The sequence below is a fragment of the Streptomyces luteireticuli genome (assembly GCF_041519305.1).
In the GTDB taxonomy this organism is placed as follows: Bacteria; Actinomycetota; Actinomycetes; order Streptomycetales; family Streptomycetaceae; genus Streptomyces; species Streptomyces luteireticuli.
In genome coordinates this window covers 5,709,262-5,722,047 of sequence record NZ_CP167927.1, presented here as the reverse complement: position 1 = coordinate 5,722,047, position 12,786 = coordinate 5,709,262, and the positions used below count along the sequence as shown (strand labels likewise).

Genomic DNA, 12,786 nt, shown 5'->3' with positions numbered 1-12,786 from the left:
AGACAGTTGAACGCCTGACGAACACCCCCCAGAAACGACTGAGGATGGGGACACTGCCTCCATCGTGAGTGCAGGCGATCCCCTCTACTCGCCCGCGTCGGCGACGAATTCCATCCAGGCGGCACGGGGCATAGAGAGGCAGGGCCCGTTCCGGCGTTTGGAGTCGCGAATGAGGACCGAGTGCGTCGAAGTCGCGACCTCGACGCACTCGATGCCTTCGCCGTCGCTGTAGGTGGACTTGAACCAGGTCAGTTCGTCGATCGCCATTCTTCCGCCAACTTTCTGATGTGCGCCGCCGAATCCTCGAAGTTGAGGGCCTGTGCACGGAGCATGCCGAACCGCTGCGAGAAGTTGCCGACGTGCCCCCGCTCCTCGAACAAGCCGTTCATGCCAGGGGCCTCCATGTAGAGATACCGCTCTCGCTCATCCGTCTCGAACAGGGTGAATGGGCCATCCAGCCATCCATGACGACCGTGTTCCGTGAGGAGCACCTGGACGGACACGTTGCGCAGCCCGCCGACATCAAGCAGGCGGCTCAGCTGACCGTTCATAACCTCAGGCCCGCCAACACCGGTGTGCAGAGCAGCTTCATAGAGCACGAAGCTGAACAGCACATCCTGCTTCCTCAGACGCTCCTGCCTGCTCATCCGAAGCGATAGGCGTTCCTCAACCGTCCTGTCGTCCACGGGAGGACAATGTGCGCTGAGCAACGCGCGTGCGTACTCTTCGGTCTGAAGCAGACCGGGAATCAGCAGTGTCTGGTAGTGACACTGAGCGATCGCCCTTGCTTCTGCATCCAGAAACGCCTCGATCCGCTCCGGTACGCTCTCCGGCTGCAGATAAGCCGAAGCCGCCCGCAACTTCCCCCGCGCCCCGCACATTTCATCCGCAATGTCGAGCAAACGCTGGGTCGGCCGCCGTCGCCCCTGCTCCATCGCCCTGATGGTCTCCGACCCGTACCCGGCCTCTTGGCCGAGCTCCTCACGGCTGACACCCGCGTCCTGCCGCCACAACTTGACCTGATTCCCGCACAACCGCCATGCCATCGGCGGCTGGGACGTCTCGCTCGCCACTACTGCTCACCCTCCCGTACCTCTTCCGGTACTTGCGGAGGCTAGGGCGGGCAAGCCGCGAACGAGCCACGTCCGAAATCTCGTCGCACGTACGGGTGAACGCCGCGCCCAGGGCACTCGGGAGGGGCCATCCGGACGCATGCTCGCCCGCACCGGGCATAGTCGAGATGACCGCCACCAGCCAGCGGCATCGAGCAGAGGAGTGGGCATGGCGAAGACCTTCACCACCACCATCGGCGGCCGGAGAGTGGAGTTGCCCGGCACCATTCGCTCCATCCGTGAGGTACTGCCCGAGGAACAGCGCGCCGAGTTCGAGCAGGAGGCGGAGCAGGCGGGCGCGGACGAGATCGGCGGGGTCCTGGCCCGTTGGGCGCTGCGCACGCCGCAGGCGTACGACCCGGACGAGGAGGCGCTGATCGCCCGGCTGAAGGCCGGGGATCTCTCCGGCCTTCACTTCGCCGACGGGTCGGACGACGAGTACCGGAGCGCCGGTTGACCTACCGCATCGCTTACACCGACAACGCCGAGGCCGAGCGCCGGAGCCTCACTGCCGAACGGCGCAAGCTGTTCGAGAACGGCATGGCCGCTCTCGCGCAGGACCCCTACGGCTGCGGCTCCGGCCCCGTCCGGGGCGACCACGATCGCCGGGACGCGACGGTGGGCAACGTCGCCTTCGTGACCTACCTGGTCAGCCGGTCCGTGGTGACGGTGACCGTCGTCAAACTCGTCCCCCTTCCCTGACCTGCACCTACACCCGCCGCGCGAACGCGAACACCGCGTTGCCCGAGAGAGGGACCGGAACGTCCAGCGACCGCCCGTACCCCCGGGCCGCCTCCGTCACCGGTATGTCCCGCACTTCCCAGCCGATGCCCGACAGGCGCTCCCCCGGAGTGGGCCGCCGGTCGGTGTGGATCATGATTTCGAGGTTCTCGGCCCATTCGCGGGAGCGCTCCGCCGCGCCGTCCAGGGCCTGTTGGAGGTCGAGGTAGTACTCCACGGCGAGCAGGCTGCCGGGGGCCGACAGCCGGTGGATCTCGCCGAACAGGGACTCCTCGGACTCCGGCGGGAGGTAGGGCAGCAGGCCCTCCGCGAGCCAGGCCGTCGGGCGGGTGCGGTCGAAGCCCGCGGTCTCCAGCGCCGCCGGCCAGTCGTTCCGCAGGTCCAGGCCCAACAAGTGGTGGGCAGGGACGGTGGGCGCGGCGCCGTGCTTGCGCAGGACGGTGGACTTGAAGTCCAGGACGAGGGGCTGGTCGATCTCGTAGAGGACCGTGTCCGGTGGCCAGTTGAGGCGGAACGCCCGGGTGTCGAGGCCGGAGGCCAGCACCACCGCCTGGGTGACGCCGGCCGCCGCGGCCCGCTCGAAGTGCTCGTCGAAGGCGCGGGTGCGGACACCCGCGTACGTGGCGAAGGCCGCCCAATTCCCCGTCGGGTCCGTGGCCTCGGCCTCGGCGAGCGTCGTCACCAGGGGTATCGGCGCGTCGGCCTCCTCGACGAAGCGGGCCGCGTACGGGTCAACTGCCAGGGCTTCGGGGCGGCTTGCCTCGACGGCTCTGCCGGCGGCGACCGCCAGTGCCGTGATGCCGACTCCCGAGACGATGTCCCACTGCTGTTCCGTACCCATGAGTACCTCCCGGGCACGATTGAAGCAGTCCTTCAGCCCGCCAGACACCCCTTCAACGCGGCCACCAGACGCACCGCGCGCTCGTCGTCCGCCCCGATCATGCGGTTGGCGACGTAGCCGAACCCGACGCCGAACTCGTCGTCGCCGAAGGCGAGATGGCCGCCGGCCCCGTCGTGGCCGAAGCTGCGCGGGCCGAGCATCGGGACCTGGGAGCCGGAGTCGAGGTGGAAGCCGCTGCCCCAGCTCACGCCCAGGTCCGGGAAGCCGGACCAGGAGACGCCGGAGGACTGGACGCGGAGCGCGTCCGTCACGGTGTCGGAGGAGAGGAGGCGCGGGCCGCCGTCGACGCCCGTCACCGCCGCCGCGTACAGCGTCGCCAGGCCGCGGGCCGTGGAGACGCCACCCGTGCCGGGGATCTCGGCGGTGAGCATCGCCGGGGAGTTCCAGCCGCGGGGGTCGTCGATGCCGGGGAAGACGAACTCGCCGTTCATCGTGAGGATGCGGGCGAAGAGGGAGTCCGGCGGCAGCTGCGGCGCCGGGCCGTCGGCCGCGAGGCGGGCCAGGCCCGGGAGCCGGTCCGCCGGGACGCCGATCCAGGTGGTGAGGGAGAGGGCGTCGGCGATCGCCGAGCGGAAGTAGGCGCCCGGCGTCAGGCCCGTGACGCGGCGGATGATCTCGCCGGCGAGCCAGCCGATGGTGTGGCCGTGGTACTCGTGCGCCGTCCCCGGCTCCCAGAGCGGCTTCTGCTCCTCCAGGGCGTGGACGACGGGCGTCCAGTCGAGGATCTCCTCGAAGGCGGGGGTGGCGTCGAGGACGGGGACGCCCGCGCGGTGGGCGAGGATCATACGGGTGGTGATCCCCTCCTTGCCGTTGCGGGCGAACTCCGGCCAGTAGCGGGCCACGGGCGCGTCGAGGTCCAGGCGGCCCTCCTGGGCGAGGAGGTGGACGCAGAGGACGAGGACGCCCTTCGTCGCGGACATCACCGGGACGGGGGTGTGCTCCTCCCAGGCACGGCCCGTGCGCTCGTCCGCGACGCCGCCCCAAAGGTCGACGACCTTTCGGCCGCCCACGTGGACGGTGACGGCCGCGCCCAGCTCCGGCGTCTCCGCGAAGTTGCGCGCGAACGCGTCCGCTACGGCTCCGTACCCCTCGTCGACCCATCCGTTGTGATGCACGGGTCCCAGCCCCCTCAAACAAGATCCAAGAACCGGGCCACCCTAAGGCGCCCGCCCCGGACCCGCGCAACGCAATTTGGGCCGACGCACGAGTGGAGGGTTGCAGTCACCGCCACATCGTGCGGATGACTGCAACCCTCCACTCGTTCGACAGGACAGGCGTCAGAAGCCCGCCGGCTCCGTGTACGTCCCCCACTCCTCCCGGAGCGCGTCGCAGATCTCGCCGAGGGTGGCCTCGGCGCGCACGGCGTCCAGCATGGGGGCGATCATGTTGGAGCCGTCACGGGCGGCGGTGAGCATGGCGGCCAGGGCGGCCTCCACCTTCGCGTCGTCGCGCGTGGCCTTGCGGCCGGCCAGGACGCGGACCTGCTCGCGCTCCACCTCGTGGCTGACGCGGAGGATCTCCAGGTCGCCGGTGACCGAGCCCTCGTGGCAGTTGACGCCGACGACCCGCTTCTCGCCCTTCTCCAGCGCCTGTTGGTAGCGGAAGGCGCTCTCGGCGATCTCGCCGGTGAACCAGCCGTCCTCGATGCCGCGCAGGATGCCGGAGGTGATGGGGCCGATGGGGTGCTTCCCGTCGGGGTGCGCCCGGAGCCCGCGCTCCTTTATCTGCTCGAAGATCTTCTCGGCGTCGGCCTCGATGCGGTCGGTGAGCTGCTCGACGAACCACGAACCGCCCAGCGGGTCCGCGACGTTGGCGACGCCGGTCTCCTCCATGAGCACCTGCTGGGTGCGCAGCGCGATCTCGGCGGCCTGCTCGCTGGGCAGGGCGAGGGTCTCGTCGAGGGCGTTGGTGTGCAGGGAGTTGGTGCCGCCGAGGACCGCGGCGAGGGCCTCGACCGCGGTGCGGACGACGTTGTTGTACGGCTGCTGGGCGGTGAGCGAGACGCCGGCGGTCTGGGTGTGGAAGCGGAGCCACTGCGCCTTGTCGGTCTTCGCGCCGTAGACCTCCTTCATCCAGCGGGCCCAGATCCGGCGTGCGGCGCGGAACTTGGCGATCTCCTCGAAGAAGTCGACGTGGGCGTCGAAGAAGAAGGAGAGGCCGGGGGCGAAGATGTCGACGTCGAGGCCCCGGCTCAACCCCAGCTCCACATAGCCGAAGCCGTCCGCCAGCGTGTACGCCAGCTCCTGCGCGGCCGTCGCGCCCGCCTCGCGGATGTGGTAGCCGGAGACGGAGAGGGGCTTGTAGGCGGGGATGTCGCGGGCGCAGTGCTCCATCAGGTCGCCGATCAGGCGCAGATGGGGCTCGGGGCCGAAGAGCCACTCCTTCTGGGCGATGTACTCCTTGAAGATGTCCGTCTGGAGCGTGCCGTTGAGGACGGACGGGTCGACGCCCTGGCGCTCGGCGGCGACGAGGTACATGCAGAAGACGGGCACGGCGGGGCCGCTGATCGTCATGGAGGTGGTGACGTCGCCGAGCGGGATGTCCTTGAAGAGGACCTCCATGTCGGCGGCGGAGTCGATGGCGACGCCGCAGTGGCCGACCTCGCCGAGGGAGTGGGGGTCGTCGGAGTCGCGGCCCATGAGGGTGGGCATGTCGAAGGCGACGGAGAGGCCGCCGCCGCCGGCGGCCAGGATCATCTTGTAGCGCTCGTTGGTCTGCTCGGCGTTGCCGAAGCCGGCGAACTGGCGGATGGTCCAGGTGCGTCCGCGGTAGCCGGTCGCGTACAGGCCGCGGGTGAAGGGGTACTCGCCCGGCCAGCCGATCCGCTCGAATCCCTCGTAGGTGTCGCCCGGGCGGGGCCCGTAGAGCGGCTCGACCGGGTCGCCCGAGAGGGTGCTGAAGTCGGCGTCGCGCTTGCGGGCCGCGTCGTAGCGGGCCTGCCAGCGGGTGCGCCCCGCGTCGATGGATGCTGCGTCCATGGTGGTGCCGTCCGCCTCTCCGCGCACCGTCGCGCGACCGTGAATTTACTAGGACGTCCTAGTAAATGGTCGCGCAAGAACGCCCCGGACACAAGGGTCTGCCTGCGTCCGGGGCGTTGTCGGTGGTGCGGTGCCAGGGCCTGTGCCGACCCGTCGGACCCGCCCTAGGCCTTGGCCGTGGCCACGGCGCCGTCCACGAAGAGGGGCTCCAGCTCGCGGGAGACCTTGCGCTCGACGATGAACGCGGCGGTGGGGATCGTGCCCGCGACCAGGACCCAGGCCAACTTCCCGAAGGACCACTTGGCCTTCGAGCCCATGTCGAAGGCGAGGACCAGATAGACGACGAACAGCCAGCCGTGCGCGATGGCGACGACCCGGACGAGGCCCGAGACGCCGTCCATGTCCAGCCCGTACTTGGCGATCATGCCCAACGTCAGGAGGATCAGCAGGACACCCGTGATGTACGCGAGGACGCGGTAGCGGGTCAGCACGGCTTTTTTCATGCTGTCGAGCGTAGCGGTACGTTCCGGGGCGATCTTGGCGGCCCCCGGGTGTCCTACTCCTCCGGATCGGTGAAATCCCCGGCGGCCACGCGCAACGGGCGCAGCATGTCGAAGATCTCGCCGCACTGCCCGGCGTCGTACGTGCCCAGGCCGAAGTCCATCGCCATCAGGTCGCGGGTGGCCGCGTCGACCACCTCCCGGCCCTTCTCCGTGATCGACGCGAGGGTGCCGCGGCCGTCGCGGGGATTGGGCCGCTTGTCCACGAGACCGGCCGTGACCAGGCGGTCGACGGTGTTGGTCACGGAGGTGGGGTGCACCATCAGCCGCTCGCCGATCTTGGACATCGGGAGCTCGCCGGCCTTGGAGAAGGTGAGCAGGACGAGTGCCTCGTACCGGGCGAAGGTCAGCCCGTACGGCTTGACGACGGCGTCCACCTGGCCGAGCAGGATCTGCTGCGCCCGCATGATCGAGGTGATCGCGGCCATGGACGGCACGGAGCCCCAGCGCTGCTGCCACAGCTCGTCGGCGCGGGCGATGGGGTCGAAGGGGAGGCTGAGGGGCTTGGACACGGGACGAGCGTACCGTCAGGTCATATCGCGGTCGGGGGTGTCTCGGGGATCGGGACGGGTGGGGTGGGGGTGCGCGACGGGTGCGCGGTGGGGGTTCGCTCCCCGCCCCGCCCCTTCACCGTCTCCGCCGAGGCTTCGCCCCCGTGGCACCCCGCTGACGGATGCCCGGGCGGGCGGGGAGGGGGACACTGAGGAGTGAGGGCCGGAAAGCCCGTGCCGGCCTGCCCGGAGGTGGCCATGAGCGACAGGGACGAGGACCGCGCGCGGGACGGGCGGAAGAAGGCCGACGCCGACGAGGTGCGCCCCCGCACCGCCGAGCCCGCCGGTGGGCCGCCGGGGAGTCTCAAGGAAGCCGTCCGGCGGGCCGCACGCAAGCACGAGGAGGAGCGCGGCCGGGCCGCGTGAGCGCGTACGCCGCGGGCTCACTCCACCGCCGCGGCCTCCCGCACCAGCTGGACCGCCGCCGCCAGGCCGAGCCCGGGCTCGGCCCGCCGCAGGGCGCGGATCGCGTGGAGTTCCTGGGTGCGCGGGTCGAAGCCCGCGGCCGTCACGATGGCGCGCGCCCACTCGCCCCGTACCTCCGCGTCCGGACGAGGAGTCCGCTCCGCGACGATGGCGGCGGCACGCTCCAGCCCCGGCCGTTCCTCGGGACTCGCGGTGGTCAGCGCCTCCCGGATCGCCTCCGCGACGGCCTGCGCGTCGCGCACCACCACGACCTGCGTCTGCGTGCTCCCGCCCTTGCCCTTGTCCTTGCCGAACATCCCGCGTCCCCCTTGATCCGGTCATGTACGCGCCGAGCGTACCCAGCGCACCACCAGCCCCGTCACCAACGCACCCACCGCTCCGGCCCCGGCGATCACCCAGTGCACCGGCACCCACTCGGCCACCGCCCCGCCCGCCGCCATCCCCAGCCCCTGGACCGTCATGAGCCCGGACACCTGGAGCGTCATCGCGCGGCCGCGCAGTTCCTCGGGGACGGCGTCCACGAACCACCGGTCGACGCCGAGCGTGTACAGCATCCCCGCGCCCACCAGCACCAGCGCGGGCAGCGCCCAGAGCAGCGGGGGCCGCCAGGCGAAGACGGTGAACGGGAGGAGGCAGAGGGCCGCCGCCGGCAGGGCGACGCGTTCGCGGGCGCGCGGGGACAGCAGCGTCCCGGCGAGGACCTCGCCGACGACCGCCCCGACCGGCGTCCCGCACATCAGCAGACCGACGCCGACGGAGCCGGCCCCGACCGCGTCCGCGTAGGGCGCCGCCAGCGCCTCCGGGACGACCAGGAAGAAGGGCGGCGTCCACACCAGCAGCGTCAGCGCCCGTATGCGCCGGTCGGCGAGGAGCCGGCGGGTGCCACCCGGGCCGCCCGGTACGGACGGGGCGGACGGGGCGCGCCGGACCCGCGCCGGCCGCCGCCGCGTGCCGAGGCGCAGCAGCGCCGCCGAGGCGAGGAAGCCGGTGACGGTCAGGACGAGCGCGGTGCGCGGCGCGAGCACCGTCAGCAGCAGGCCGCCGGCCGCGAAGCCGATGAGCTGCGCGCCCTGCGAGATCAGCCGGATCAGCGACCGTCCGAGGACGAAGAGGTCGCCGTCGCCGAGGACGTCCCCGAGCGTCGCGGCCCGTGTTCCGCTGAAGACCGGTGCGACCAGCGCGCTGACGCAGCGCAGCGCGAGCAGGGCCGGGACGGGCATGCCGGGCAGGGCCATGACGGCGGCGGCCGTGGCGCAGAGCAGGTCGCAGACGACGAGCACCCGCCGCGCGGGGAAGCGGTCGGCGACGCCGGAGAGCAGCGTGCCGGAGACGAGGTACGGCAGGAAGCCGAGGGCGAAGGTGAGCGCGCTGAGCAGCGGGGAGCCGGTGAGCCGGAAGACGAGGACGGACAGGGCGAGTTCGCAGACCACGACGCCGAGCAGCGACAGGAGGTGCGCGGCGAAGACGGCACGGAACTCGCGGACGGCGAGGACGGCGGCGTAGCTGCCCCGGGCACGCGGCGGGGCGTCGGTTGCGGCGGTCATGATCGGAAGGATCCCGGCCGGGGCGGGCCGCCTCTAATCTTTCGGCGCCAGCCGAAAGTGAGGAGCCCTCGTGCCGTTCCACCTGCACTTCGGAGCGGACGACCTGCTCCGCTGCCGCTTCGCGGTGTCACCGCTGTGGGAGACGCAGGAGGCGGTGCGCATCCTGCTCCAGCCGCACCGGCACAGCTACTACCTGCCGTGGCTGCGCCGCGTCCGGGCGGCCGCGGCGCGGCTCGACCTGGCGCCGCTGCGGCTGCTGACCCCGCGCCGCGGGTACGCGCCGGACTTCCTGTGCCCGCCGCCCGCCGGTCCCCTGGCATCGTTCGAGGACGAGCTGGCGCGGGTGCGGGCGACGGATCCCGGGCTGGCGCGGGCGGAGCTGGCGCGCTCGCTGGCCGAGACCCCGGGGGCCGGGGAGTCGGCGCGGGGCCGGGCGATGCTGGCCGATCCGGCCGCCGCCGTGACGGAGTTGACGGGACTCCTGGAACGCGCCTGGCGGGAGCTGCTGTTGCCGGAATGGCCCCGGCTGCGGTCCGTCCTGGAGGCGGATGTCGCCTTCCGCACGCGGCAGTTGGCGGACGGCGGTCTGGAACGGCTGCTCGCCGGCCTGCACCCGTCGCTGTCGTGGGCGGACGGCACGCTCACCGTCGACCACCGCGCCGACCACGAGCGGACGCTGGACGGCGAGGGGGTGCTGCTGGTGCCGTCCGCATTCACCTGGCCGAAGATGATCGCGGGTTTCGACCCTCCGTGGCAGGCGACGCTGGTCTATCCGGCGCGCGGCATCGGCGCGTTGTGGTCCGCGCCCCGGCCCCCGTCGCCCGACGCGCTCGTCCGCCTGCTGGGCACCAACCGCGCGGCGCTCCTCACGGGCCTCGACGAGCCGGCCTCCACGACGGCCCTCGCCCACCGGCACGGACTGGCCCTGTCGTCGGTCTCGGCGCACCTGTCCGTGCTGCGCGACGCCGGCCTGCTGACGTCGCGCCGCCACGGGCGCCAGGTGCTGTACGAGCGGACGCGGCTGGGCGGCGACCTGGCACGGAGCGAGGGTCAGGAGGAGAGGTAGCGCTCCACCGTCTCGACCTTCTTCGTCAGCCCGTCCGTCACGCCCTGCCGGATGTCCGCCTTCAGGACGAGGGAAACCCGGCCGCAGCGGGCCTCGACGGCCTCGACGGCGCGCTTGACGACGTCCATGACCTCGTCCCACTCGCCCTCGACGGAGGTGAACATCGCGTCGGTGCGGTTCGGCAGGCCGGAGGCGCGGACCACGCGGACCGCCTCGGCGACGTACGCGCCGACGTCCTCGCCGACGCCGATCGGAGTGATCGAGAAGGCGGCGATCATGCGTTGACCACACCCTCCTTGCGGGCGCGGGCGGCCATCACGCTGGCCTCGGCCTCACGGCGCAGCATGCGGTCGGCGAAGAAGCCGCCGGTCGGCAGGACGGAGAGGACGATGTACAGCGCGGCCGTCTTCACGCTCCACTTGGTCCGGTTCCAGGCGTCGGCCCAGAAGATCACGTAGATGACGAACAGGACGCCGTGGATCATGCCCATCGCCGGGACGGCGTTGAAGTCGGTGGTCCGCTTGAGGACCGAGCACGTGATCAGCAGAAGGAAGGAAACGGCCTCCGGGGCGGAGACCAGTCGGAGCCGGCGCAGGGCGGAGGCGGTCTTGAGGTCCACGGGGAAGCACACCTTTGCTCGGGAGTGGCGGCGCGACCACGACTTGTGATCGCTTTCACAAATAAGTCGGACCATTGTCGCACCCGGTGTGGACCGAGGGACCCCGGGGGCGGCTGCGGACGGAAGCCCTGTCGGATTGTCGGTGGGGCTCGCTAACGTTCCGCTCCGTGGCACAGTTTCGGCTCCAGGGGAGCAAAGTCCTCGCCGTCGACATGACGGGCGACGCGGTCAAGGCCAAGAACGGGTCCATGGTCGCGTACGAGGGGGACATGACGTTCAAGAAGATGACAGGTGGCGGCGACGGCCTGCGGGGCATGGTCACCCGCCGCCTCACGGGGGAACAGATGACCGTGATGGAGGTGAAGGGACACGGCACCTGCTACTTCGCGGACAAGGCCAGCGAGATCAATCTGGTGAACCTCCACGGCGAGACGCTGTACGTCGAGGCGAGCAATCTGCTGTGCACGGAGGCGACGCTGCGCACCGGGACCTCGTTCACCGGCCTGCGGGGCGCCTCGCAGGGCAACGGTCTGTTCACCACCACCGTGGAGGGCACGGGGCAGGCGGCGCTCCTCTCCGACGGCACGGCGATCGTGCTGCGGGTGACGCCGCAGACGCCGCTCTCGGTGGACCCGGGCGCGTATATCGCGCACACCGGCCGGCTCCGGCAGCACTTCCAGTCGGGGGTGAACTTCCGCACCTTCCTCGGCGAGGGTTCGGGTGAGGCGTTCCAGATCCGCTTCGAGGGCGACGGGCTGGTGTACGTGCAGCCGAGCGAGCGGACCACGTTCGGGGGTGACGTGTGATGTCGGGGTTCCGGTTGCTGAACTCGCGGATGGTGCAGGCCCAGGTGGTGCCCGGGCAGCGGCTGTTCAGCCAGCGCGGCGCGATGATCGCCTACACCGGCGACGTGTCGTTCACGCCCAGCATCACCGGCGGCCAGGGCGGCGTGATGGGCATGATCGGCCGCCGCGTCGCCAACGAGGCGACGCCGCTGATGACGGTGGAGGGCAACGGCTCGGTGATGTTCGGCCACGGCGGCCACCATGTGCATGTGATCGAGCTGTCCGGCGAGACGCTCTACGTGGAGGCGGACCGGCTGCTGGCCTTCGACGGCTCGCTCCAGCAGGGCACGATGTTCATGGGGTCGCAGGGCGGCGTGATGGGCATGGTGCGCGGCCAGGTGACGGGGCAGGGCCTGTTCACCACCACGCTCAAGGGCCACGGCGCGGTGGCGGTGATGGCCCACGGCGGCTTCATCGAGCTGCCGATCCACCCCGGGCGGCCGGTCCATGTGGACCCGCAGGCGTATGTCGCGCACCGCGGCGACGTGCGCAACAAGCTGTCGACGGCGCTCGGTTGGCGGGAGTTCGTCGGCCGCGGCTCGGGCGAGGCGTTCCAGCTGGAGCTGTCGGGCAACGGGACGGTGTATGTGCAGGCGTCGGAGGAGAAGCTGTGAACGGCCCGGTCATCCATGACGCGCAGACCCTGCCCGTCAACGACAACGTCAACGCCTATGCGTTCAGCGTGGACTTGAACGGCCAGTGGTTCCTGCAGAAGGGGAAGATGGTCGCCTACTTCGGGCAGATCAGCTTCCATGGCATCGGCCACGGACCGCTGGACCGGATCATCCAGTCCAGCTTCCACTCCCCGCTGCACGCGCAGGACTGGGTGGTGGCCGAGGGCCACGGCAAGATGGTGCTCGCGGACCGGGCGTTCGACGTCAACTCCTACGACCTGGAGGACGGCAACCTCACCGTCCGCTCGGGCAACCTGCTGGCGTTCGAGCCGTCGCTGGCGCTCAAGCAGTCGATCATCCCCGGCTTTGTGACGCTGATCGGCACGGGCAAGTTCGTGGCCGCGTCCAACGGGCCGGTGGTCTTCGTCGAGCCGCCGATCCGGGTGGACCCGCAGGCGCTGGTGGGGTGGGCGGACTGCCCGTCCCCCTGCCACCACTACGACCATCAGTACATGCGGGGCGTGCTGGGCGGGGTGCGGATGCTCACCGGCTTCGGCGGGGCGTCCGGCGAGGAGCACCAGTTCGAGTTCGTGGGCGCGGGGACCGTACTGCTGCAGTCCAGCGAGCAGTTGATGGCGGAGCGGCCGACGGGGACGCCGCCGGACGAGGCGGGTGTGCCGCATGGGGGAACGCCGTCAACCCCCGCGAACCAGCCAAGTGCACCGCGTCTCCCCGGCCAGCTCGGGGACCTCCAGCGCCGCTTCGGGCTGTGAGCGGTACCCTGCGGAGTGTGACGTCGAACGCTTGACCTCTCGTTCCGGCTTCCTTT

18 protein-coding genes are annotated in these 12,786 nt (G+C 71.0%); 7 read left to right on the top strand and 11 right to left on the bottom strand.

Annotation, left to right across the window (positions count from 1 at the left end):
* Nucleotides 1-84: 84 nt before the first annotated feature.
* Together AB8735_RS25820 and AB8735_RS25815 are read right to left on the bottom strand one after the other, a co-directional pair.
* The gene (locus AB8735_RS25820) at nt 85-267 is read right to left on the bottom strand and encodes a DUF397 domain-containing protein (protein ID WP_372409665.1); all 183 of its coding nucleotides are present in this window, start codon (nt 265-267) and stop codon (nt 85-87) included.
* A complete protein-coding gene (locus AB8735_RS25815) occupies nt 249-1,073 on the bottom strand; it encodes a helix-turn-helix domain-containing protein (protein ID WP_372409664.1) in 825 nt (274 codons plus the stop codon). The genes AB8735_RS25820 and AB8735_RS25815 overlap by 19 nt, the downstream gene beginning before the upstream one ends.
* 208 nt (nt 1,074-1,281) lie before the next feature.
* Between AB8735_RS25815 and AB8735_RS25810 the strand changes: the two genes are divergently transcribed.
* Both AB8735_RS25810 and AB8735_RS25805 read left to right on the top strand, forming a co-directional pair.
* Complete coding sequence (locus tag AB8735_RS25810; RefSeq protein ID WP_372409663.1) at nt 1,282-1,569, top strand: hypothetical protein; 288 nt, start codon at nt 1,282-1,284, stop codon at nt 1,567-1,569.
* Nucleotides 1,566-1,814, top strand: coding sequence for a hypothetical protein (locus AB8735_RS25805; RefSeq protein ID WP_372409662.1), 249 nt, complete (start codon nt 1,566-1,568; stop codon nt 1,812-1,814). Before AB8735_RS25810 ends, AB8735_RS25805 begins: the two co-directional genes overlap by 4 nt.
* 7 nt (nt 1,815-1,821) lie before the next feature.
* Here the strand turns inward: AB8735_RS25805 and AB8735_RS25800 are convergent, their stop codons facing one another.
* From AB8735_RS25800 to AB8735_RS25780, 5 genes are all read right to left on the bottom strand, one after another.
* Nucleotides 1,822-2,694: an SAM-dependent methyltransferase gene (locus AB8735_RS25800; protein ID WP_372409661.1), complete on the bottom strand. Its 873-nt coding sequence runs from the start codon at nt 2,692-2,694 to the stop codon at nt 1,822-1,824.
* A 32-nt stretch (nt 2,695-2,726) separates the two neighbouring features.
* Nucleotides 2,727-3,869, bottom strand: a complete 1,143-nt coding sequence (locus AB8735_RS25795) for a serine hydrolase domain-containing protein (RefSeq protein WP_372409659.1) — start codon at nt 3,867-3,869, stop codon at nt 2,727-2,729.
* A 162-nt stretch (nt 3,870-4,031) separates the two neighbouring features.
* Entirely contained in the window at nt 4,032-5,732 is a 1,701-nt protein-coding gene (locus AB8735_RS25790; protein WP_372409658.1) for a methylmalonyl-CoA mutase, read from the bottom strand.
* Nucleotides 5,733-5,896: 164 nt separating this feature from the next.
* On the bottom strand, nt 5,897-6,235 hold the full coding sequence (locus tag AB8735_RS25785; protein ID WP_372409657.1) for a DUF3817 domain-containing protein: 339 nt from the start codon (nt 6,233-6,235) through the stop codon (nt 5,897-5,899).
* Between the two features lie 53 nt (nt 6,236-6,288).
* Nucleotides 6,289-6,804 carry a MarR family transcriptional regulator gene (locus tag AB8735_RS25780; RefSeq protein WP_344019321.1) on the bottom strand — a complete coding sequence of 172 codons (516 nt, stop codon included), beginning with the start codon at nt 6,802-6,804 and terminating at the stop codon, nt 6,289-6,291.
* A gap of 237 nt (nt 6,805-7,041) precedes the next feature.
* Between AB8735_RS25780 and AB8735_RS25775 the strand changes: the two genes are divergently transcribed.
* Nucleotides 7,042-7,209 carry a hypothetical protein gene (locus AB8735_RS25775; protein WP_372409655.1) on the top strand — a complete coding sequence of 56 codons (168 nt, stop codon included), beginning with the start codon at nt 7,042-7,044 and terminating at the stop codon, nt 7,207-7,209.
* A gap of 17 nt (nt 7,210-7,226) precedes the next feature.
* Here AB8735_RS25775 and AB8735_RS25770 read toward each other — a convergent pair whose 3' ends face one another.
* Nucleotides 7,227-7,565, bottom strand: a complete 339-nt coding sequence (locus AB8735_RS25770; RefSeq protein WP_344019317.1) for a hypothetical protein — start codon at nt 7,563-7,565, stop codon at nt 7,227-7,229.
* Nucleotides 7,566-7,586: 21 nt separating this feature from the next.
* On the bottom strand, nt 7,587-8,813 hold the full coding sequence (locus AB8735_RS25765; protein WP_372409654.1) for an MFS transporter: 1,227 nt from the start codon (nt 8,811-8,813) through the stop codon (nt 7,587-7,589).
* Between the two features lie 70 nt (nt 8,814-8,883).
* Between AB8735_RS25765 and AB8735_RS25760 the strand changes: the two genes are divergently transcribed.
* Nucleotides 8,884-9,879 (top strand): DUF5937 family protein, encoded by a 996-nt coding sequence (locus AB8735_RS25760; protein WP_372409652.1) that lies wholly within the window; start codon nt 8,884-8,886, stop codon nt 9,877-9,879.
* Here the strand turns inward: AB8735_RS25760 and AB8735_RS25755 are convergent.
* Nucleotides 9,864-10,157, bottom strand: coding sequence for an MTH1187 family thiamine-binding protein (locus AB8735_RS25755; protein ID WP_344019308.1), 294 nt, complete (start codon nt 10,155-10,157; stop codon nt 9,864-9,866). The genes AB8735_RS25760 and AB8735_RS25755 overlap by 16 nt on opposite strands.
* Nucleotides 10,154-10,498, bottom strand: coding sequence for a DUF3817 domain-containing protein (locus AB8735_RS25750; protein WP_372409649.1), 345 nt, complete (start codon nt 10,496-10,498; stop codon nt 10,154-10,156). Before AB8735_RS25750 ends, AB8735_RS25755 begins: the two co-directional genes overlap by 4 nt.
* 167 nt (nt 10,499-10,665) lie before the next feature.
* Between AB8735_RS25750 and AB8735_RS25745 the strand changes: the two genes are divergently transcribed.
* The 3 genes from AB8735_RS25745 to AB8735_RS25735 are packed head-to-tail and all read left to right on the top strand — an operon-like array spanning nt 10,666 to nt 12,730.
* Nucleotides 10,666-11,304, top strand: coding sequence for an AIM24 family protein (locus AB8735_RS25745; RefSeq protein WP_344019302.1), 639 nt, complete (start codon nt 10,666-10,668; stop codon nt 11,302-11,304).
* Nucleotides 11,304-11,957, top strand: coding sequence for an AIM24 family protein (locus AB8735_RS25740; RefSeq protein WP_344019299.1), 654 nt, complete (start codon nt 11,304-11,306; stop codon nt 11,955-11,957). The genes AB8735_RS25745 and AB8735_RS25740 overlap by 1 nt, the downstream gene beginning before the upstream one ends.
* Nucleotides 11,954-12,730, top strand: coding sequence for an AIM24 family protein (locus tag AB8735_RS25735; protein ID WP_344019297.1), 777 nt, complete (start codon nt 11,954-11,956; stop codon nt 12,728-12,730). The genes AB8735_RS25740 and AB8735_RS25735 overlap by 4 nt, the downstream gene beginning before the upstream one ends.
* Nucleotides 12,731-12,786 lie beyond the last annotated feature (56 nt).